The sequence below is a fragment of the Hydrogenophaga sp. LT287 genome (assembly GCF_055702805.1).
The window spans coordinates 1-20,869 of the sequence record NZ_JBVPZC010000033.1; the positions used below are offsets into that span (position 1 = coordinate 1).

At 65.8% G+C, this 20,869-nt stretch carries 20 protein-coding genes; 11 read left to right on the forward strand and 9 right to left on the reverse strand.

The window, feature by feature from the left end; all coding sequences use genetic code 11:
* The 7 genes from AC0GNR_RS17125 to AC0GNR_RS17155 all read right to left on the reverse strand — a co-directional run.
* Positions 1-131, reverse strand: a 131-nt coding sequence (locus AC0GNR_RS17125) for a helix-turn-helix domain-containing protein (protein ID WP_472901826.1), incomplete at its 3' end; no start/stop codon positions are given.
* A gap of 109 nt (positions 132-240) precedes the next feature.
* Complete coding sequence (locus tag AC0GNR_RS17130; protein WP_472902107.1) at positions 241-900, reverse strand: FAD-dependent monooxygenase; 660 nt, start codon at positions 898-900, stop codon at positions 241-243.
* 247 nt (positions 901-1,147) lie between these two features.
* Positions 1,148-1,630 carry a universal stress protein gene (locus AC0GNR_RS17135; protein WP_472902108.1) on the reverse strand — a complete coding sequence of 161 codons (483 nt, stop codon included), beginning with the start codon at positions 1,628-1,630 and terminating at the stop codon, positions 1,148-1,150.
* Between the two features lie 21 nt (positions 1,631-1,651).
* Positions 1,652-2,083: a response regulator gene (locus AC0GNR_RS17140; RefSeq protein WP_472902109.1), complete on the reverse strand. Its 432-nt coding sequence runs from the start codon at positions 2,081-2,083 to the stop codon at positions 1,652-1,654.
* Positions 2,080-5,865 (reverse strand): PAS domain-containing protein, encoded by a 3,786-nt coding sequence (locus tag AC0GNR_RS17145; protein WP_472902110.1) that lies wholly within the window; start codon positions 5,863-5,865, stop codon positions 2,080-2,082. The genes AC0GNR_RS17140 and AC0GNR_RS17145 overlap by 4 nt, the downstream gene beginning before the upstream one ends.
* A complete protein-coding gene (locus AC0GNR_RS17150; RefSeq protein WP_472902111.1) occupies positions 5,862-6,968 on the reverse strand; it encodes an ABC transporter substrate-binding protein in 1,107 nt (368 codons plus the stop codon). The genes AC0GNR_RS17145 and AC0GNR_RS17150 overlap by 4 nt, the downstream gene beginning before the upstream one ends.
* A 144-nt stretch (positions 6,969-7,112) precedes the next feature.
* A complete protein-coding gene (locus AC0GNR_RS17155; RefSeq protein WP_472902112.1) occupies positions 7,113-7,787 on the reverse strand; it encodes a cupin domain-containing protein in 675 nt (224 codons plus the stop codon).
* A gap of 170 nt (positions 7,788-7,957) precedes the next feature.
* On the opposite strand from AC0GNR_RS17155, the gene AC0GNR_RS17160 reads away from it, so the two are divergent.
* From AC0GNR_RS17160 to AC0GNR_RS17180, 5 genes are all read left to right on the forward strand, one after another.
* Positions 7,958-8,749 (forward strand): S1 family peptidase, encoded by a 792-nt coding sequence (locus AC0GNR_RS17160; protein ID WP_472902129.1) that lies wholly within the window; start codon positions 7,958-7,960, stop codon positions 8,747-8,749.
* A 164-nt stretch (positions 8,750-8,913) separates the two neighbouring features.
* Positions 8,914-9,306, forward strand: coding sequence for a response regulator (locus AC0GNR_RS17165; protein WP_472902113.1), 393 nt, complete (start codon positions 8,914-8,916; stop codon positions 9,304-9,306).
* An 8-nt stretch (positions 9,307-9,314) separates the two neighbouring features.
* A complete protein-coding gene (locus AC0GNR_RS17170; protein WP_472902114.1) occupies positions 9,315-10,211 on the forward strand; it encodes a transporter substrate-binding domain-containing protein in 897 nt (298 codons plus the stop codon).
* A complete protein-coding gene (locus AC0GNR_RS17175) occupies positions 10,204-11,622 on the forward strand; it encodes a sensor histidine kinase (RefSeq protein ID WP_472902115.1) in 1,419 nt (472 codons plus the stop codon). Before AC0GNR_RS17170 ends, AC0GNR_RS17175 begins: the two co-directional genes overlap by 8 nt.
* Positions 11,619-11,834, forward strand: coding sequence for a sensor histidine kinase (locus tag AC0GNR_RS17180; protein WP_472902116.1), 216 nt, complete (start codon positions 11,619-11,621; stop codon positions 11,832-11,834). Before AC0GNR_RS17175 ends, AC0GNR_RS17180 begins: the two co-directional genes overlap by 4 nt.
* A gap of 51 nt (positions 11,835-11,885) precedes the next feature.
* On the opposite strand, the gene AC0GNR_RS17185 is transcribed toward AC0GNR_RS17180, so the two are convergent.
* A complete protein-coding gene (locus AC0GNR_RS17185; RefSeq protein WP_472902117.1) occupies positions 11,886-13,022 on the reverse strand; it encodes a 3'-5' exonuclease in 1,137 nt (378 codons plus the stop codon).
* Between the two features lie 237 nt (positions 13,023-13,259).
* On the opposite strand from AC0GNR_RS17185, the gene serA reads away from it, so the two are divergent.
* The 4 genes from serA (at position 13,260) to AC0GNR_RS17205 (ending at position 18,730) form a co-directional block, all read left to right on the forward strand.
* A complete protein-coding gene (gene serA / locus AC0GNR_RS17190) occupies positions 13,260-14,522 on the forward strand; it encodes a phosphoglycerate dehydrogenase (protein ID WP_472902118.1) in 1,263 nt (420 codons plus the stop codon).
* Between the two features lie 90 nt (positions 14,523-14,612).
* The gene (locus AC0GNR_RS17195; RefSeq protein WP_472902119.1) at positions 14,613-14,903 is read left to right on the forward strand and encodes a hypothetical protein; all 291 of its coding nucleotides are present in this window, start codon (positions 14,613-14,615) and stop codon (positions 14,901-14,903) included.
* Positions 14,904-15,007: 104 nt separating this feature from the next.
* Positions 15,008-17,287, forward strand: coding sequence for a selenide, water dikinase SelD (selD, locus tag AC0GNR_RS17200; RefSeq protein ID WP_472902120.1), 2,280 nt, complete (start codon positions 15,008-15,010; stop codon positions 17,285-17,287).
* Between the two features lie 225 nt (positions 17,288-17,512).
* Positions 17,513-18,730, forward strand: coding sequence for an FAD-binding domain-containing protein (locus AC0GNR_RS17205; RefSeq protein WP_472902121.1), 1,218 nt, complete (start codon positions 17,513-17,515; stop codon positions 18,728-18,730).
* Positions 18,731-18,756: 26 nt separating this feature from the next.
* Here AC0GNR_RS17205 and AC0GNR_RS17210 read toward each other — a convergent pair whose 3' ends face one another.
* Positions 18,757-19,818, reverse strand: a complete 1,062-nt coding sequence (locus AC0GNR_RS17210; RefSeq protein ID WP_472902122.1) for a MerR family transcriptional regulator — start codon at positions 19,816-19,818, stop codon at positions 18,757-18,759.
* A 102-nt stretch (positions 19,819-19,920) separates the two neighbouring features.
* Here AC0GNR_RS17210 and AC0GNR_RS17215 point away from each other — a divergent pair, with 102 nt between their 5' ends.
* The gene (locus AC0GNR_RS17215; RefSeq protein ID WP_472902123.1) at positions 19,921-20,286 is read left to right on the forward strand and encodes a thiol-disulfide oxidoreductase DCC family protein; all 366 of its coding nucleotides are present in this window, start codon (positions 19,921-19,923) and stop codon (positions 20,284-20,286) included.
* Positions 20,287-20,377: 91 nt separating this feature from the next.
* Positions 20,378-20,686, forward strand: coding sequence for a high-potential iron-sulfur protein (locus tag AC0GNR_RS17220; protein ID WP_472902124.1), 309 nt, complete (start codon positions 20,378-20,380; stop codon positions 20,684-20,686).
* Positions 20,687-20,869 lie beyond the last annotated feature (183 nt).

The window sequence follows — 20,869 nt, forward strand, 5'->3', positions numbered from 1 at the left end:
GGCTCGGCCATCTGGCCGTCCTTGAGCCACTTGGTGGCTGTGTTGCGCGAGATACCGAGGCGCCTGCTGGCCTCGCGCACCGACACGTCCTGCCTCAGCACGAGGCGGCGTAACTTGCTCAATGTGCTCACGTTGATCACTCCTGCTCCTCCGTGCTGAAAAATTCAGCAGGATAGAGCGGCAACGTGGCTCAGATTTCAACGTGAACGCGTCCCGAAATGGCCCAGTTTTGGAAATGAATCAACACTCAGCCGGAAAGTCCGCCTTCATCACCACATCGGCGATCAGAAAGCGGTCTTTGAACACATGGCCTTCAATGTCCAGCCCCAGCTGGCGGCGCACATTGGAGCGCGCACCGTCGGCCACGATCAGCCAGTCGGCCTCGATGTCGAAATGCCCGTCCGGCGTCTCAACGCTGACGCGGGCGCCATCGGCCAAGGGCTCCACACCCACCACCTTGTATTTCCAGCGCAGGTCGGCACCCAGCTCGGTGGCGCGTTTCACCAGCGCTTCTTCCAGGTGGTATTGCTGCAGGTTGATCATGCCGGGGCGCTTGTGGCCCGCATCGGGCACCAGGTTGAAGCGGTACACCTCTTCTTCGCGCAAAAAGGTGCGGCCCACGCTCCAGCTCACACCCTTGTCCACCACCCCATCGCCCACACCCAGGCGGTCCAGAATCTCCAGCGTGCGCTTGGCGTAACACACCGCCCGCGAGCCAAAAGACACGCTGTCGTCTTCGTCAAACAGCAACACGTCCAGCCCCTGCAAGCGGGCGTCAATGGCCGCCGCCAGACCCACCGGGCCGGCGCCAATGATCACCAGCGGTTTGCGCTGCGGCGCGCCTTGCATCAGGTCGTGCGGCGCCTGGTAGGGGAAAGTGGGGTAGGTGTAGGTGGCCATGCCTGCGGTGCTCCTGTGGGTGTCGCCCGCCGATGAACATCCCTCGGCGGTGCTGGGTTTGAACTATAGCCAATAATTCACTATTGGTAAATACGTTTCTCTAAACGTAATATTCATCAAAGGTTTGAACACCAAAAAACCACCGATGGCGCCGCAGAGCCTGTGAACCGCTACCTCGCCAAACAACAAAGCCCACGGGCCGTGGCCGGTGGGCTTGGAGTGGGCCAGCGCAACGCGCGGGCGGGTCTCAGTTGCCTTCTTCGCCCTCTTCGCTTTCTTCGTCGGCCTCTTCGACGGCTTCCGGCGCTTTCACCACCGTCACCGGCACGGGTGAGCTCTCCAGCAGCTCATGGGACACCGAGCCCATAACCGAAGCGCGCAAACTGCCCATCCCGCGCGCGCTCAAGATGATGGCATCGCAGCCATGGCGCTCGGCCATGTCCACCAGCATCTGCGCGGCATCGCCCGTGGCCACTTCCTGTTCGACCGCCTGGCCTGCGGCTTCCAGCAGCGCCACGGCCGGCGCCATGAGGTCGTGCCCGGCACCCTCGTTCACAGCTTGCAACACACTGGGGTCGTGCGCCACCACCATTTCATACAGCGTGGCGGTGTCTTGCACATTGGCCACCACAAAGCAGGCCTTGAGACCGTTGTTCACCAGGGCCAGCGCGTGGTCCACAGCCAGCAGGGCCTGCTCGGAACCATCGGTAGGAATCAGAATTTTCAGCATGGTTGTTCCTTGTTGGGGTCGTCAGAAGGGGCGCTCGTTGAAGACGCACCAATACAACTCAATGTGCTCCGCAACTTCAATGAATTTGGTGAAGCTCACCGGTTTTTCAATGTAGGAGTTCACACCCAGGTCGTAGGCGGTTTTCAGGTCGCGGTCTTCGCGCGACGACGTGAGCACCACCACCGGTATGCGGCGAAAAATCGGGTGCTCTTTCAGCTGTTTGAGCACCTCCAGCCCATTGACCTTGGGCATGTTGATGTCCAGCAAGATCACGGCCGGCAAGGGTTCACCGGCCTCCCAACGCGGGAAGAAAGCCAGCGCCTCTTCACCGTCGCGGGCGATCTCGATCTTGTTGGAAAACCGTTTCTTGTTGAACGCACGCAGCGTCAGGTCAAGGTCCATCGGGTTGTCTTCAACCAGCAAAATGGGCGGCGTGGAAACAGACGTCGTCATTCAGGAAACTCCAGGTAAAAAGTAGCACCCACGCCCAGCGTACTCTCGGCCCAGACGCGTCCGCCCATGCGTTGAACCGCCTTGGCCACCAGCGCCAGACCCACGCCTGTGCCGGGATAGTCTTCGGCCCGGTGCAAGCGCTGAAAAATACCGAACATGCGGTCGTGGTACTGCATGTCAAAGCCCACGCCGTTGTCACGCACCCAAAGGATACGCCGACCAGCATCGGTACGAGCCCCGATTTCGATGGCAGAGGGATGGCTTTCCCGGCTGAACTTCAATGCATTGCCAACCAGGTTGCGCAGCACCACCGACATACCTTCGCGGTCGAGCGACAGCGTCATGGCCTCCAAGGCCAGCTGCACCTGTGCCCCCTGCTTTTGAATGTCGGCGTGGTAGCCATCCAAAATCTTCTCGACCAGGGGCTGCAAGGCGACCGGCTCAACCGCCATGTCACGGCGCTCCATGCGCGAATATTCCAGCAAATCGTTGATCAATTCGCCCATCTGGCGCACACCTTGCCGAATGCGCTGCACGAACTCGCGCCCGTCATCGTCCAGCCGGCTGCTGTATTCCTCCACCAGCAACTGGCTGTAACCATCAATGCCACGCAAGGGCGCTTTGAGGTCGTGCGACACGGTGTACGAAAACGCCTCCAGCTCCCGGTTGGCCACGCTCAGTTGCGCGGTGCGCTCGGCCACACGCTGTTCCAGCTGCAGGTTGATCTGGCGCAATTTTTCTTCGGCCTTCACGGCATCGGTGATGTCTTGCAGGGTGCCGACATAACGCGGCTTGAGGCCCACCGCAGCACGGTCTAACCTGCTGAAGACGCGGCGAAGCCAGCGCACCGGCCCCCGGTCAGGATGGGTTCGGAAACGCACCTCAGGCACCTCACTGCCAGCCACCAGCAGCCCGATGGATTCGCGCAACATCCCCACGTCGTCCGGGTGAACGCATGCACAGTATTCGTCGATGCTGGGCGGCTGAGGCGCCCAAGGCAACCCGATGGTCGCAAAGGCCTGGCGCGACCAGGTCAACACCCCGGTGGCACTGTCGTAGGAGAAGCTGCCCATGCGCGCCACGGCCTCGCCCTGCTCCAGCATGTCTTTGGCTTCACGCAAGGCCTGGCCGGCCAGCACACGGTCGGTGATGTCCATGGTGGTGCCGTAGAGCCGCACCACGCAGCCCTCGGCGTCCTTTTCCACACTCGCCCGCTCTTCAACATGGCGAACACCCTGGGGGGTGATGATGCGGTGCTCGATCTTGGTCACACCCTCAACGTGGTGCTCCGCCACACGCTCCACATGCGCCCGCACGCGCGCCAGGTCGTCCGGGTGCACCACCGACAGGTAAGCCTCCACACTGGGCCTGACCCGCTGCGGGTCCAGCCCCAGCTCCGCGTAGTGGTGTGCCGACCAGCTCACCTCGCCGCTGGGTATCTGGATGCTCCAGCTGCCGATACGCGCGACCGCCTGGGCCTCAGCCAGCCGGGAGCGTTCCAGCCCCAGCGCAGCCTCGGCCGCCTTGCGCTCAGAAATGTCGCGCAGGATGGTCCACAGATAGTCAATTTGGCCCAGCGAATCGTGGTGCGCCATGATCAGCTGCGACATCGGAACCTCGGTGCCCTGGTGGCTGAGGATCGCGGTCTCGCCCAGCCAGCTCCCCTCGGCAATCGCGGTCGGGATACCTTCCTCCAGCACCCGCTTCGCGGCCCAGTCCGGATGCACGTTGGGAATCACGCCGTCCAGCGGCTGGTCAAGGGGCAAGCCCAGCATCTGGTAACCGGCCCGGTTGAAATAAAACACCCGCCCCTGCGGGTCGGCCATGCTCACGATGTCAGAGGTCGCCTCCATGACGGTGGCCAGCCGGTCACGCGCCACCTGCGCCTCGATCAAATCCGTCTCGTCCATCACCATACCCACGGTGCGCACGGGGCGATCGGCCTGCCACTCGGTCTCGCCGCGCACGCGCAGGTGCTTGATGCGCCCGCCCGGCAAAGCCAGGCGGCAGGTGGTGGCGTACACGGTTCGCTCATCGATCGAGCGCTGGTAGGTCGCCCGCACACGCGCCTGGTCTTCCGGGTGAACCAGGTTCAGGAAAGCGTCAAACGAAGGCTGGAACTGGGCCGGATCCGCCTCATGAATGCGGTACACCTCGTCCGACCAGTTGACGTGTCCGGTCTCAAGGTTCAGGTCCCAGCTGCCCATGCGGCCAATGCGCTGCGCTTCCCGCAACTGCATTTCCTGGGTGCGCAGCGCGGCCTCGGTCTGTTTGCGCTCGGTCACATCCTGGATGGTGGCAAACAGCTGTTTGACGCTGCCACCGGCGTCACGCACGCAGCGCACATCGATCTCGGCGTGAACGATACCGCCGTCCTTGCGCAAAAAACGCTTGGCCATCCGGTAGCCGTTGCGCTGGCCGGCCAGCAACTCATTGAACAGCTCGACGTTGCGCTCCAGATCCCCGGCCGGCGTCATCTCGGCCCAGCTCATGCGCAGCAGCTCGTCGCGTGAATACCCCAATATGTCGCAAAGCCGGTCGTTCACCTGCAGCCAGCGCTTGTCGTCCGGTGACGAAATGGCCATGCCCAGGAACGGCAGCTCGTAAAACATGCGCAGCAGCTCCGCCTGCTCGCGCTGGGCCAGCTCGGCTTCTTTCCTCGCCGTGGTGTCCAGCAAAATGCCGCTGATGGACACCACCTCACCGCCGTCCCCGCGTGTGAGCGAGGTGCGGTCGTCCACCCAAACCCAGCGCCCATCGGCACACCGAATGCGGTATTCCTGGCGGTATTCGTCGGGGCCATGGGCCAGGTATTGGGTCACCTCATCGGTGATGCGCACCACATCGTCGGGGTGAATCAGGTCGGCAAAATGAAGCTGACCGCTGAGCAGATCGGCGGGCGCATAACCCCATTGTTCAACCGACTCGCTCACAAAATTGACTGGCCAGCCTGGCACGTTGCGCCACTCAATCACCACCAAGGGCGATCGGTTGATGATGGCGGTCATGCGGCGGATACGCTCCTGACCCGTTTGCAGCTGGTCAGCCATGCGGTCAGCCGCCTCGCCGATGAGTGCCAGCTCGTCCCCACCCCTCAGGCCGGTGCGCGCCGCAAAGTTGCCCGCACCCATCTCGGACAAGGATCGCGCCAGGCGCTGCGCGCGGCGGAACCACAACAGATGCAACAACGCCGCCAGCAAGCCTGCAGCCGCCAGCATCAGGGCACCTTCAGTGGCCACCTCGGCCTGCACGCTGGCGCGGCGCTGCGCCAGCGGGTAAGACAAGTCCACCACGACCAGCAGGCGCCGATTCATTTGCACCGGCACCAACGCCGTCAACAGCGGCAGCCCCTCGGCACGTTGCACCAGCATCGCGGGCAACATGCGCTGTGGGCTCAGTGCCTGCAACACCGCGGGAGGATCTTCGGTTCGCGCCAATGCGGCTGCCAGCGGCTGCCCGATATCCAGCCGCGACAACGCTGCCTCTACCCGGCCGTCGGCGCCAACCAAGTAGGCACGGGTAAGCCCCTGGTGCAACGCCAGCCCGCCCACCAGCCGGCGCACCAGCGGCGTGTTGCCCAAGCCGGTCTGCACATCCAGCCGGGTCTGCTCCACGCTCAGGCGCTCCAGCAAGCGCCGCTGTTCCTGCGAGCCAACCTCCTGGTCCAGCGCCTGCATTTGGTGGTTGTAGCGCAGAGCCAAGGCCAGCAAGGCAAAAACCAGCAAAAACAAGGGCACGAGCCAGCGACCCGGCAGGCGCAGCGGCGAGCGCACCCCGCTCACGAAGGGCTCCTCAGCGATTGCAGGCGCAGCGCAGGCTCGGGCGAAACCAAGCGATCCCAGTCGGGTGCTCTCTTGAGCAGCCCCATCGTCTGCAAGGTGGTGACAAGCGGTTGCGCGTTGCGTCCCAGGGGCGGGGGCGCACCCGTGAGTTGCTCCAGCGACTGCGCTGGTGCATAAAAACTCAGCCTCTTGAGCGTGCTCTGATACGCCTCAGGCGAGAGGTCTGTGCCGAGCGCCAGCAGCCGTGCGGCCCCGTCAGTGTCGTCCAGCAAGGCCTGCAGCCCATCTTGCCAAGCGGCCAGCAAAGCGACCACCTGATCCTGCCGGGTGTTCAGCAGATCCGCCCGGACCACCAGCACATCCACAATGTCACCCGGCATCTGTCGGCTATCAAAAATTTCCTTGAATCCCGCGGCGCGCAAGGCGCCGGCCAGCGGTTCGTAAGAAACGGCAGCGCTCACCCGCTGTGCCCTCAGCGCCGGCAGGTGCTGGGTGGCGTCCATATTGAGCACCTTCACGTCGGTCTGCTCCAGTGCGGCTGCTTGCAACAGGCGCTGCAGCATCAGCGCTCCCACGGTGGTTTGTTCGACCGCGATAGCCGCGCCTCGCAGATCGCTCAGCCGCTCAATGCTGGGGTCAACCAGCACCACGTCGGCACCGTTGGAGGCATCCAGCACGGCCACCACACGCACATCAATGCCTTCGTCGGCCAGCCGCAGGGTTTCGTCCAGGGTCAGCGCCGCCGCGTCCAGCAGTCCATTGCGGAAATGCCGCAAGGTTTCAGAGCTTGAAGACAGCTCGATCACCTTGACCTGACCCGGATCCAGCAGCTTTTTGTCGCGTGCGAGCACCAGCGGGTCGTATCCCACCCAGGTATTCAAGCCCACGCTCAACGGAGGCAGGGGGGGTTGGCCACATCCCACGAGCAGCGCGAGCCACGGGGCCACAAACAGCCAGATCCACAACCTTCGACCCGCTTGGCGCGCGCAGCTCAGCCCTCGGCTGGGCACCAAGCCGCTGAGCGCAGTCGTACACAGGGGGTCGAGCGAAGCACCCACGGCCCAAGCGGTCATCTTTTTTTGCCCCAAATTGATTAAGGGCATTCTGGCAGAACCGCTTACACAAGCGCCTCGATTACATCAAATGCAGCACTGAAAACGTCTCCAGCACCTTCAGTTCAGGGCGGTTGTTGCAAAAAGTACAACATTCACACAGCGCACCATCGGTGGCCGCTCTGGGGGCGGCGCTCAGGGCTGCAGGAACGCCGCGCCCAGGTGCCCCACCTTCACATAAATGAGCGCACCCTGCGGGCCGGTGAAGGGGGCATGTTCGCTCCAGCGGGGGCTGCGCAGCCAGGTGTGGGTGGGGTAGTCGCCCCATTCGTCGCTGAACACGCCGTCCAGCACAAAAATTTCTTCGCCGCCGGGGTGGCGGTGCGGCTGAAAGCGCGTGTGGGGCGCCCAGCGCACCAGTGCGGTGCTGACCCCGTCGTGCTCGTGCAGGGGCATGACGGACAAGCCCGGCACCAGGCCAGGCCGCCAGGGCTCGCTGCGGGTGTCCAGGCGCACGGGGGTGGTGTCGGTGGCGGCAAACTGCCAGAGCTTGACGAACAGCACGCAGCCTTCTTGAGAATACGGTGCATGCGAGCTGCCCGGCGGGTTGCGCAAGTAGGTGCCGGCGGGGTGGTCGCCGCTCTCGTCTGAGAAAACACCGTCCAGCACCAGAATTTCTTCACCGCCACCGTGCCGGTGCGCATCAAACCGCGAGCCTGGTGCGTAACGCACCACACTGGTGGCCCGCGCCACCTCGTCACCCACCCGGTCCAGCAGGCGGCGGTCCACCCCCGGCAGGGGCGAGGGTTGCCACAGCGACTGGTCGGCATGGCTCACGATGCGCTGGGTGAAATCGTCGTTGATGTTCATGGGTGCATGGCAAAAAGGTGTGCAGAAAGACCGATTCGACCACAGCCCCGATACCCGAGGGCGTACCGGCCTAAAGCGCTTGCACGCCGGCAGTGGAACAGGGTGGCGCGCCTTGGCATGAAAGCTGCGACACTGAACCTGTGAAACCGCAAAACCCGACCGCTGCACCTTTGGCAGCACCCGCTCCCCAGCAACCGCCCGGCACGGCGCCCGTGGACCCGTTGTTTCTGGCGGCGCCCCGTGTATCCACCTACCTCGGCTCTCACGCGCTCACCAACGCCAGTGGCTTTTTCTTTGAGCGCGACGAGCGGCTCTATTTGGTGACCAGCCGCCACGTGGTGATCGACGAGGCCTCGCAGCACCTGCCGGACCGGCTGGAAATTGAACTGCACCTGGACGCCGCCAACCTCACCCGCTCCACCGGGTTTTCGATGTTGCTTTACGCGCAGGGAAAGTCGGTGTGGCACCAGGGCCGCGACGGCGGGAGCGAAATTGACGTGGCGGTGCTGGAACTGGACCGCAGCCAGTTGCCCGAGGGCGCCATCATCCGCGCCTTCACCCCGGCCCACTTGCAAACCACGTTTGACGCCGTTCCGGTGGACGCCTCGCTGTTGGTGGTGGGCTTCCCGCTGGGCTTTCACGATGCGCTGCACCACCTGCCGGTGGTGCGCCACGCGGTCATTGCGTCGCCCTACGGCATCCGCTTTCAGGGCCAAGGCTACTTTTTGACCGATGCCCGGACCCACCGCGGCACCAGCGGCGCTGCCGTGGTGATGCGCGATGTGGCGCCCAGCGCGGCCACAGCCGCCCTGCCCTGGAAGCTGCTGGGTGTGCACTCTTCGCGCATGGACATGGGCAACCGCGACCTGGTGCTGGACGAATCGCTCGGGCTCAACTGCGCCTGGTACGCCGACATTTTGATGACCCTGACCAACCCAGGCGCCACATCCAGCGCGGCCTGAAGCCCACACCGCTGGCTGGGCACAGCCAGTCGCCTCTCACCAGGCCTGTATCGCTGGTAACCACAAGCAACAAATGGTTAAATAGGCTCCATTGATGCTTTGGTGCGACTCGACTGTCGAGTACCGCACACCCGCAACGCTGCAGCCCTGATGGAGATTGACTTATGACCCGGCGCGTGATGCTGATCGACGACAACGAGAGTGATCTGCTGTTTACGCGCCTGATGCTGGAGCGCTGCGACCAGGCCTACGACGTGGTGGAGTACGAGTCGGCCCAGGATGCTCTGCACCACCTGCAGAGCGACCCCGCACACGGCATCGCGGTGATCTTGCTCGACATCAACATGCCGGGCATGAATGGCTTTGACTTTCTGGAGGCCTACGAAAAGCTGGCCGCGGCCAACCAGGCCGAAGCGGTGGTGGTCATGCTCACCTCGTCACCCGATCCACGCGACCGCTCGCGCGCCGAGACCTTTGGCTCGGTCAGAGGCTACGTGACCAAACCCATCGACAAGGCAACCGCCAGCAGCTTGGTGACCCTCATCGGCCGCCCCTGAGCCCGAACATGCCTGCGGCCTTGGTTGTTCGAAAGACCCTCCGTGGGACCGCACTGGCCTGGTGCTTGCTGGGCAGCGCCGTGGGGGCCACGCCACCTGAAGCGCCCACCCTGCGGCTGGCGGTGGAGCGCGACTACCCGCCTTTTGTGTTTGTGGACCAGGACGGCACGCCCAAAGGCCTGTCCATCGACATGCTTCAACTGGTGCAGGAAGCCACCGGCTTGCGCATCCAGGAACAGCCTGCGGCGCCCCTGCCAACGTTGTTGTCCAACCTGCGCCAGGGCCAGGCCGACGTCATTACGTCGTTGCGGCCCACACCCGAGCGCGCCGTGTTTCTTGAATTCACGCGGCCTTATGTGCAGGTGCCAGCCATTTTGGTGGTGCGCACCCACCACGCCCAGCTGCCCACCTCGGACGCACTGACAAGCCTGCAAGGGCGCCCCGTGGCAGTAGGCCAAGGCTATGCCGTCGAGGCCGCCATGCGCAAGGCCTACCCCATGGTGGACTGGCAACCGGTGAGCGACGACACCCAAGCCCTGCTCGGCGTGGCCGAAGGGCGCTTTGAAGCGGCCGTGGCCGACGCGGCCAGCGTGGCCCACATCGTTCAAGCGCAGGGGCTCCAGGGCTTGCGCGGTGCTGGCCGCGTAGGCTTTGACTACGAGCTCAGCTTTGGCATTCGCAAAGGACAGCCTGGCTTGCGCGCGCGCATGGACGCCGCTATTTTGGCCATTCCGCATGGGCAACGGCAAGCCGTCCTCGACCGCTGGCTGCAACCGATGAACTCGGACAATCTGGGGCAACCCCAGGTCTGGCCCGCGGTGCTGGGCGCCAGCTTGCTCAGCGGCGGCTTGCTGCTGCTGGGCTGGAAAGCCTGGCGGGCGTCTGACAAGAAGCCGCATGTCTGAGCCCCTCAGCCCCGCGCCAATGCGCGCTGCAGAGGCCAGCGCTGCGGGCCTGCCTGCCGCCCGCCCCATGCGTCCACCCTGGCAATCAGCGCTGGCCCTTGGGCTTTGCTACACGCTGGCGGCGCTGGTCTCGCTGCAACTGTCGGGTCAACCCGGCAGCATGGCCACCATCTGGTACGCCAATGCCCTGGCCGTTGCCTGGGTCGCCTTCAGTCCGTTGCGCCAGGCGCCGCTGCTGGTCCTGTCCATGGCCACGGGCAATGCACTGGCCAACCTGCTGCTGGGCACCGACCCGCTGCAAGCCCTGTTGTTTGTTCCGGCCAACGCCACCGAGGTGCTGCTGGGCGGCTGGCTGGTGCAACGCGCCGGGCTGACCCAAACGGACATTGCCACACCCCGGCGGCTGCTGGCGCTGCTGGCTTACGGCGGCCTGCTGCCCCTGCTGGTGGGCGCCACATTGGGTGCATTGCTGCTGTCGGCTTCGGGCATGGATGCGCTGGGCGACATCTGGCTCACCTGGTTTGCGGGCTCGGTGATTGGCTCGGTGTCCATGCTGCCGCTGGCCTTCGTGCTGGTCGGTGCCTGGGTCCGAGGTCCATTGCCCAGGCTGCTGCAAGGCCGGCTGATCCCACTGACCATGGTTTCGGTGGGTGTCACGGTGCTCAGCACGGCCTACCTCACGTTTCCTTTTGTGTACGCGGTGATGCCCCTGTTGATGGCGGCCATGCTGCTGCCGCTGGGCGGTGCTCTGCTGGTCACGCTGGCGGTCTCCATCACCATCGCCAGCATGCAGGCGCTGGGCATTTTGGTGCCACCCCCCGTGACGCACCATTGGCAACAGGGCTTCTTTTACCTGGCCTTTGCGGCGGCTCTGGTTCCCGCGCAGGTGCTCGCTGCCGCCCTGGCCGAACTGCGCGCCAGCCACGCCGAGCTGGAGCAAAAAACCGCCGAGCTCAAACACGCCAACGAAGGGCTCGAACAATTCGTCCGCATGGCCTCGCACGACCTGCGCGAGCCGCTCAACACCGTGGTGCAGTTCACCGGGCTGCTGGCTTCGGACCACAGCGAAGCACTGCCACCCAGCGGCCAGCGCTACCTGAAACTGGTGCACCAGGCCGGCATGCGCATGCGCACCCTGCTCGACGACGTGCTGCGCTTCGCCCGGCTCAAGATGGGCGAAACCGAAACGCCGTCGCCCGTCTCGCTCGACGAGACCGTGAACGAACTGCGCGACGCCCTGGCGGCCCGGCTGCAAGCCACCCAGGCCGAGCTGACCATCGCCCCCCTGCCGGTGGTGCTGGGCCATGCCAGCTTGCTGTCGCTGCTGTTTCAAAACCTCATCGCCAACGCGCTGAAATTCATGCCCCCCGAGCGCACGCCGCGCAAGCCACCGACGGATTTGTCTGCGTGACCGTGGCCGACAACGGCATCGGCATCGACCCCCAGGACATTGACAAACTGTTTCAGCCGTTTCACCGCCTGCACCTGCGGCGGGAATACGAAGGCAACGGCCTTGGCCTATCGCTCTGTCAGCAGATTGCCCAGGCCCACGGCGGCGGCATCAGCGTCACTTCGGTACCGGGTGAGGGTTCGCGGTTTGTGGTGAAACTCCCGCTGGCTTGAACGCCCAGGACGCTGCGCGAATTTCTTGGCCTGGAAGGCTGCGGGAACCGCCTACACCGCCCGTTCAGACATGACCCCTGGCCGGCTTGAGTAGCGCACCCGGCTGTCCATAGCTTCGATCTCCAGGCGGGCACTGCGTCGGCCATACACCTCGCTCTTGAGCCACACCAGCTCGGCTTCGAGCCGTTCGGGCGTTGGCAGCGTGCAGGCCCACACGCGGGCTTCGGCGTCCCAGCGGTAGCCGCGTTCCTTCAGCAGGTCTTTGGATTCAAACGGTGAGCCCGTGGCGCGCAGCTTGAAGCTGGGCGCTGTGGCTGCGTCCAGCAACAGCGCCAGTCCGGTGCGGGCACCGCTGCCCACAGGGCGGGTCAGCACCTGCAGCAGGGCATGGCAGTCCACCTGGGCGCGGTGGGCGTCGTAAAACCAGCCGTGGTCCTGGGCCAGCGCGCTGAGCTTGGAAGAGCCTGCGCCGGAGGCCTTCCAGTCGATGTCGGCAAACGAGCAGGCCCAGGCCTTGTCGGCAAAACCGGGAAAGCGAGCCTCGACAAACGGCCGGTCAAAGCCCGCGTTGTGCGCGATCACCAAGTCGGCCCTGGCCACCAGGGCCGCCACCTGAGCGTCGTCCAGGCGTTGGCCTTTCACCATATCGTCACGGATACCGGTGACTTGCTTCGCCACTTCGGGAATGGGCATGCCCGGGTCTTCAAAACCTTCAAATATCTCGACCGGCCCGAAAGGCAAGCCTGTCGCCGTGTCCACCTGCACCAGCAGCATGGCCAGTTCAATGATCTTGTCGCTGCGGTGCTGCAAGCCGGTGGTTTCGGTGTCCAGCACCAGCACACGCTGCACACCGGCCGTGCCCGCCGGGGCACCTGGGCGGGGGCCAAAGTCCATCAAAGGCACCAGACGGCGCAGCACGCGGAAATCGGGGTGCTGCTCCAGCGCTCGCGCCAGGGCTTCAAAGTCAACCGCCACCTCGGGCGGATCTTCAGGCGGGTCTTCGAGCGGGTTCACGCCCGCGGGGCGCGGCGCTTCGCAAACGGGTTCGAGCGCTTCGGGTGCGGGCGCTGTAGCTGCCAGCGCCTCTGGTGCCACGGCCACAACGGGCGCAGCACGCGGCGGGACTTCGCTTGGGGCCTCGACGGCGGGCAACGGTGGGGCGTCGAAATTAAAACTGGCCTGGGTCATTCGACGGATGCTTTCTTGGCGATGGGGCGCGGCGGGTGCCGCGCAAACGCGGGCACAACGCCGCAGGGATTCTACGTAGGTACGCGGGCGTTTTGCAGAGGACGCGCGCGGTTTTTACGCCCTGAAAACCGCACAAGGCTTGCACGGCCGCGCTGCACCCCGCGCACCCTGCCCAGCGACAGGGACAAGCCGTTGCCCAGCACGCGCACCGCCAAAATCCGACTATATTTGTCAACTATGAACCAGAGCCTCCTGCCCACAGCCCCACCCGCCCCCAAAACATCGACCGACAAGCACAAGATCCGCTTCCTGTTGCTCGAAGGCATCCACCCGTCGGCCATCGACGTGCTGCGCGCGGCGGGCTACAGCCAGATCGAAAGCCTGCCCGGCGCCCTGCCCGACGACGAGCTCAAGGCCAAGATCGCCGACGCGCATTTTGTGGGCATCCGCTCGCGCACCCAGCTCACCGCCGAGGTGCTGAGCCACGCCCACCGCCTCGCTGCGGTCGGCTGCTTTTGCATCGGCACCAACCAGGTGGACCTGGCCGCGGCGCGCGAGCGCGGCATCGCGGTGTTCAACGCGCCGTTTTCCAATACCCGCTCGGTGGCCGAGCTGGTGCTGGCCGAGGCGATTTTGCTGATGCGCGGCATACCCGAAAAGAACGCCGTGGCGCACCGCGGCGGCTGGTTGAAATCGGCCAGCCATTCCTACGAGATCCGCGGCAAGACGCTGGGCATCGTCGGCTATGGCGCCATCGGCACGCAACTTTCGGTGCTGGCGGAAGCGCTGGGCATGAACGTGGTGTTTTTTGACACCGCCACCAAGCTGCCGCTGGGCAACGCCCGCCCGCTCACCAGCCTGGACGAGCTGATGGCCACGGCCGACGTGGTGAGCCTGCATGTGCCCGAAACACCGGCCACCCAATGGATGATCGGTGCGGCGCAAATCGCACGCATGAAACCCAGCGCCGTGTTGATCAACGCCTCGCGCGGAACGGTGGTGGATGTGGATGCGCTGGCCGACGCGCTGAAGAAGCAGGCTCTGCTGGGCGCTGCCATCGACGTGTTTCCCGAAGAGCCGCACAGCAACAAAGACACCTTCGAATCGCCGCTGCGCGGGCTGGACAACGTGATCCTCACACCGCACATCGGTGGCTCCACGCTGGAGGCGCAGGAAAACATCGGCATTGAGGTGGCGGAAAAACTGGTCAAGTACAGCGACAACGGCACCTCCACCTCGGCCGTGAACTTCCCCGAAGTGGCCCTGCCCGCGCACCCCGGCAAACACCGCCTGCTGCACATCCACCGCAACGTGCCCGGCGTGCTCTCCAGCATCAACCGTATTTTTTCAGACCACCACATCAACATCTCGGCGCAGTACCTGCAAACGCGCGAAGACGTGGGCTACGTGGTGATGGACATCGACGCCGCGCACTCCGAGCTGGCGCTGGCCGAGCTGGCGGGTGTGCCCGGCACCCTGCGCAGCCGCGTGCTGTTTTAAAACTGTGCGGGCAGACCCGGTTGGCATCGGCAGCAAACGATTCCACAATGACCCAGGTGCGCACCGCGCGCCCCTCAGCAGGAGACCGCCATGACCGCGCCATTGCCCCCCAACCCCACCGCGCAGCCAGCCAAGGACGAGCCCGCCCTGACCAACGCCGAGCTGGTGCAGTTGCGCGTGCGCGTGATCGCCCTCGAAAACATGGTGATTGCGCTGCTGGCCAACGCACCGCCCAGCCAGCAGGCACTGGCCCGTGAAATGGCCGACTACATTTCACCCCGGCCGGGCTACACGCCCCACGCGGTCACCATCCACGCGGCCGACCAGATGCGCAGCCTGGTGGACCGGGCCGACCGCTTCCAGCCCACACTACTGAGCTGAGCGCGGCACCAAAACCGGCCCCACGGCGGGCCTGTCATGGCCCTGTACGCCAGCGCGCGCTGCCCCGCCTCTATGATCCGGGGAACAGCCTCACACGGATTCCCATGCAAGTTTCTGAACAACCCGTCCTGCGCGACCTGGTGCTCGTCGGCGGCGGCCACAGCCACGTCGTCGTGCTGCGCATGCTGGCCATGCAGCCCGAGCCGGGCCTGCGCATCACCCTCATTTGTACCGATGTGGACACGCCGTATTCCGGCATGCTCCCGGGCTACATTTCGGGCCACTACAGCTTTGACGACGTGCACATCGACCTGGGCCGTCTGGCGGCCTTTGCGGGCGCGCGCTTCATTCGCGGCGAAGTCACCGGCCTGGACCGCACCCAACAGCGCGTGCTGCTGAAAGACAGGCCCGCACTGCCCTACGACCTGCTGTCCATCAACACCGGCTCCACACCCAACGTGCGAAAGGTGGAAGGCGCCCAAGCCCACGCCGTGCCGGTGAAGCCCATCGCCCAGTTCAACCAGCGCTGGCTCGGCCTGCTGGCCCGGGTGCAGGCGCTGCAGGCGCCGCTCACGGTGACGGTGGTGGGCGGCGGTGCGGGTGGTGTCGAGCTGGTGCTGTCCATGCAATACCGGCTGCGCACCGAGCTGCAGGCGCTGGGCCGCAGCCCCGACCTGCTGCACTTTGTGCTGCTCACGGCGGGCGACACCATCTTGCCCACCCACAACCCCGGTGTGCGCGTACGCTTTGCCCGCGTGCTGCAAGCGCGGGGCGTGGCGGTGCACGCGCACGCCGAAGTGACCGAGGTCACGCCCGGCTGCCTGCACACACAAGACGGCCGGCGTTTTGACACCGATGAAACCCTGTGGGTGACCCAGGCGGGCGGCCCGGCCTGGCTGCAAAGCACCGGCCTGGCGCTGGACGCGCAAGGCTTCATTCAGGTGAACGACCGGCTGCAAACGCTGAACGACCCGAAAATTTTTGCTGCTGGCGACGTGGCTTCGTTCACCGCGCGCCCGCTGGAAAAAGCCGGGGTGTTTGCGGTGCGCATGGGCCCGCCGCTGGTGAAAAACCTGCGCCTGAGCCTGCGCGGCCAATCGCTGGTGGCCTACAAGCCGCAGCGCAGCTGGCTGGCGCTCATTTCCACCGGTGACCAGTTTGCCGTGGCCTCGCGCGGGCGCCTGGGCTTTGCCGGCGCCTGGGTCTGGCGCTGGAAGGACAGCATTGACCGGCGCTTCATGCGCAAGTTCACCGAGCTGCCCGCCATGGCGCCCGGCAGCGCTGGCGCAGCACCCACCAGCAGCCTGGCGCTGAGCGCCGAAGAGTCGAAACAAGCCATTTCGGCCATTGCCATGCGTTGCGGCGGCTGCGGCGCCAAAGTGGGCGCCAGCATCTTGACCCGCGCACTGGGCAGCTTGCAGCCGGTGGAACGCGACGACGTGCTGATTGGCCTGCATGCGCCCGACGACGCCGCCGTGGTGCGCGTGCCCCCGGGCAAGGCCATGGTGCACACGGTGGACTTTTTCCGCAGCTTCATTGACGACCCCTACCTGTTTGGCAAAGTGGCCGCCAACCACGCGCTGGGCGACATTTTTGCCATGGGCGCCGAGGCCCAGAGCGCCACGGCCATTGCCACTGTGCCGCCGGGCCTGGAAGCCAAGGTGGAAGACCTGCTGCTGCAAATGATGACCGGCGCGGTGGAAGTGCTCAACGCCGCCGGCTGCAGCCTGGTGGGTGGCCACACCGGCGAAGGCCGCGAGCTGGCGCTGGGCTTTGCCGTGAACGGGCTGATTGACGAGCGCATGGACGGCGTGATGCGCAAAGGCGGCATGAAGCCCGGCGACGTGTTGCTGCTGACCAAACCCATCGGCACCGGCACGCTGTTTGCCGCGCACGCGCAGCACGCTGCCAAAGGCCGCTGGATCGACGCGGCGCTGACATCGATGGTCGTGTCCAACCAGGCCGGCGCTCAGATCCTGCGGGCGCACGGCGCCACCGCCTGCACCGACCTCACCGGCTTCGGTCTGCTCGGTCACCTGGTCGAGATGACCCGCCCCTCGGGCGTGGACGCCGAACTGCAACTGAGCGCCCTGCCCTTGCTGGACGGCGCGGTGCAATGCGTTGAGGCCGGCATCGTCAGCTCGCTGCAGCCGGCCAATGTGCGCCTGCGCCGCGCCCTGCGCAACGCCGAAGCCTTTGTGAAAGACCCGCGCTACCCCCTGCTGTTTGACCCCCAAACCGCCGGCGGCCTGCTGGCCACCGTGCCGGCCGATCAGGCCACGGCTTGCGTGCAGGCGCTGCAGGCGGCGGGTTACCCACACACCGCCATCATCGGGCGCATTTGCGGAGCGACGGACGCGCTGGAGCCGGTGGTGCTGACCTGAGCCGAGGGTTGTCTGGCGGCCCGCCACGCACGGACGCAACTGCACGGCATCTGGATATGAACGGCTTCTGGATCGGCCTGTATGGGGGAACACCGCCGAACGAGAGGGGCATGGGGCGCACGGCACGCAACTACCCTGGGTAGCAGAGATGATGCGCAGCAAAAGCAACCCAACAACACCCGCCGCTTGCCCCGCCCCCGGGTGCCTGTGCGGCAAATCCACGCCATGAGCCGCCCCCCTGCCCCCACCTTTGAGCCCACCCGCGCAGCCGCCCTGTCCCGGCTGGCTGCCGTGCAACCCACCGAATACGCCCGCAGCCGCAACGCCATTGACGGCGCTGTGTCCTGGCTCTCGCCCTACATCACCCACAGCTTTGTGAGCTTGCCGGAGGTGCTGGCCGGTGTGGTCGAGCGGCACCCGCTGGACGTGCAACACAAGTTTGTTTACGAGCTGGGCTGGCGCGCTTACTTTCGCCACGTGTGGCAACACCGGGGCGCCGGCATCTTGCAGTCGCTGCACGAAGGGCTGCTGCCCGAGTCTGGCTATGCCACCGAACTGCCGGCTGACATTCGCCATGCCCAGACCGGTGTGCCCGCCATCGACGTGGCGGTGCAAACGCTGTACGACACCGGTTCGCTGCACAACCACGCGCGCATGTGGCTGGCCAGCTACGTGGTGCATGTGCGCAAAGTGCACTGGCGCGCGGGCGCCGACTGGCTGTACGCCCACCTGCTCGACGGCGACCTGGCCAGCAACCACCTGAGCTGGCAGTGGGTGGCCGGCACCGGCAGCAGCAAGCCCTATTTGTTCAACGCCGACAACGTGGCGCGTTTCGCGCCCGAGCCCTGGCACAGCCCGGGCAGCGTGATCGACGCGTCGTATGAAGCGCTGGACCGCATGGCCCGCCAGCCGGCACGGCCGGGGCTGCCTGGCCACCGGGCCAGCGGGCTGCAGCCCCGGGAGCCCGCGCTACACAGCAGCCCACCCCCAGGGCAGGGCTGGACGGCGCCAGACGCTGCCGCCGTGGCCGGGCGCGACGTGTGGCTGGTGCACCCCTGGAGCCTGGGCGCACTGCCCGCCTCGCTGCCGCCCGACACGCTGGTGCTGGGCATTGCCGTGGCCGACTTTCACCAGGCCTGGCTGTGGAGCGAACGGCGCTGGTACTTCGTCAGCCGCCGCATGGGCGAGCTGGCGGCGCTGCGCTGGTTTGCAGACGCCGCCACCTTGGGCGCGGCGCTGCAGGGCGCGCGCCGGGTGCGCAGCGTGGACGAGCCGCACCTGGCCCCCTGGCTAGGGCGCTGGGCCGCGTGCGACGCCGCACCAGCCTTGTTCCCCACCGTGGACCGGCGCTGTGACTCGTTTTCACAGTGGTGGAACCGCACTTCACGCGGCCTGGGCTCAGCGGCCGAATTGCTGGCGCTGAGCCAAAAATCCCGACAGTAAGCGAGGCCACTCAGCCACTCAGCCTCTCAGGGCAAGGCCCAGCCTTCGGCCACCGCCACACGCTCCAGCGCCACCTCAAACAACACCCGGGCAGCGCCCGCCACCCGCTGCAGGTCGGCATGCAGCGCAGCGTCTTGCGGGCTGCGGTGGGCGCAATCGGCGGTGTAGGCCTCAAACGCGGCCAGTTGCATCAGCAATTCCGCCACGTGGCTGGGGCAGTCGCAAGCAACGCCCGTAGCCAAGCCTGCAAATTTCGTCAGGGTAGCGTCGTCAAAACGGCGCGCCGGTGCGGCCGCGCCGGCCAACCCCAACGCTGCCAGGCTCCAGGCGCCGGAGCCGGTATCGGCTTGGCGGCCCGCTTCGGTTTTTTCAACCAGCGCCGCTTCCAGCGACCGCAACCAGGTGCCCAGCGCATCGTCATCCGCCGTTTCACGTGCCAGCACGGCGCCGGTGCCAGCCAGTGCCTGGCGCGTGGCGGCGCCAGCAAATCGGTAGGCCACGGCCGTGCACCGCGGGCTCCACGCTTGCTGCGCGGCTTTCAAATCGGCCAGCGCGCGGTCTTGCAGGCCAGCCGTTTGCCACAGCAACACGTCAATGGGCGCAGCGGGCACAGCGGCGGCTTGCGTGGCATCCCACAGCGAGTCAAACACCGCCACCACCTGCGGCGGCCGGCCCCAGCGGCGCAGCACCGCCGGCCGCTGCAGCCGCTGTGCCATGGCCTGCCCCACCACCACGACGCGCAGGGGCGCACCACCCCGCATGCCCTGAAAGCCGCCTTGCCCTTGCGCCGAAGCCTGCGGCACGGCCAGGCTGCGCAGTTGTTCGGTGTCTAGCGCGGCCAGCGAGCCAATGGCGTGGCCCTGCTCGGTCAACTGGCGCAGCAAGATGACGCGCTCCACCTCGGCGGCCGCATACAGCCGGTGCCCCGAAGGCGCGGTGGTGGGTCCCACCGCCTGGTAACGCTGCTCCCAGATGCGCAAGGTGGACACCGGCATGCCCGCCATGCGCGCCACGGCGCCGCTGCGAAAGCTCGGTTGCGGTGGAGCGAACGGCGTGGAAACGTCTGAAGGTGGTTTTCGGGTGGCCATGGCACAGTCAATTGAGTTGCTTTTGAGTTGTATTGTCGCTGTGTTTCGGACGGAATTAACCCAATAAATCGCTCACGCATCCGTTTCAACTACCATTCGGCCATGTCAAATCCAACTCAATCCAGCCCAACCGTGTATTTTGACGGTGGCTGCCCGGTGTGTTCGCGAGAGATCGCCCTGTACCAGCGCCAGCCGGGCGGCGACGGTGTGTGCTGGGTGGACGTGACGCAATGCGACCCTTCGGCGCTGGGCGGCGACCTGTCCCGCGAAGCCGCCATGGCGCGGCTGCACATGCGCCTGCCCGACGGCCAGCTGGTCAGCGGCGCGGCGGCTTTCACCGCCATGTGGCGCGCCCTGCCCCGCTGGGCCTGGCTGGGCCGGCTGCTGGGCACCCGGGCCACGCTGTGGTTGCTCGAAGGCGGCTACCGGTTTTTTCTGGTGGTGCGCCGAGGCTGGCGCAAGGCCTGACCCAGACTTCGTTCAAAACACGCCAAGACCGCAAGCCCTTGGCCGTGGGATGTCTCCCCTTTTGGCTTGCATGACGAAAAACGATGACCCCATGAAAAACACACGCCGCACCTTCCTCATGACGCTGGCCGCCGGCAGCGCCGCCCTGACCACCGCCGCCCAGGCTCAAGCCCAGGCCAAGCTCAACGAAAAAGACCCCCAAGCCATTGCGCTGGGCTACTTTGAAGACGCGACCAAAACCGACAAGAAAAAGTTTCCGAAATACGCCGCGGGTCAGCTGTGCAACAACTGCGCGCTGTACCAAGGCAAGGCCACCGACGCCTGGGCCGGCTGCCCCCTGTTTGCAGGCAAGCAGGTGGCCGGCAAAGGCTGGTGCAACGCCTGGGCCAAGAAAGGCTAATGCCACCCGGCTCCAGCGGCGGGTCCTGGCTTGTCAAACCAGGCGCTGAGCAGCTTGGGCACCGACCGCGCCGGCAAAACCGGCGCGGTTTTTGCATTGGCCAAAGGGTGTATCCCGTGGCGCACCACTTCAGCCTGCGCGCCGGGCGCTCGCCGGCAGCGCCCTGTCGCGTCCCACCCTGGG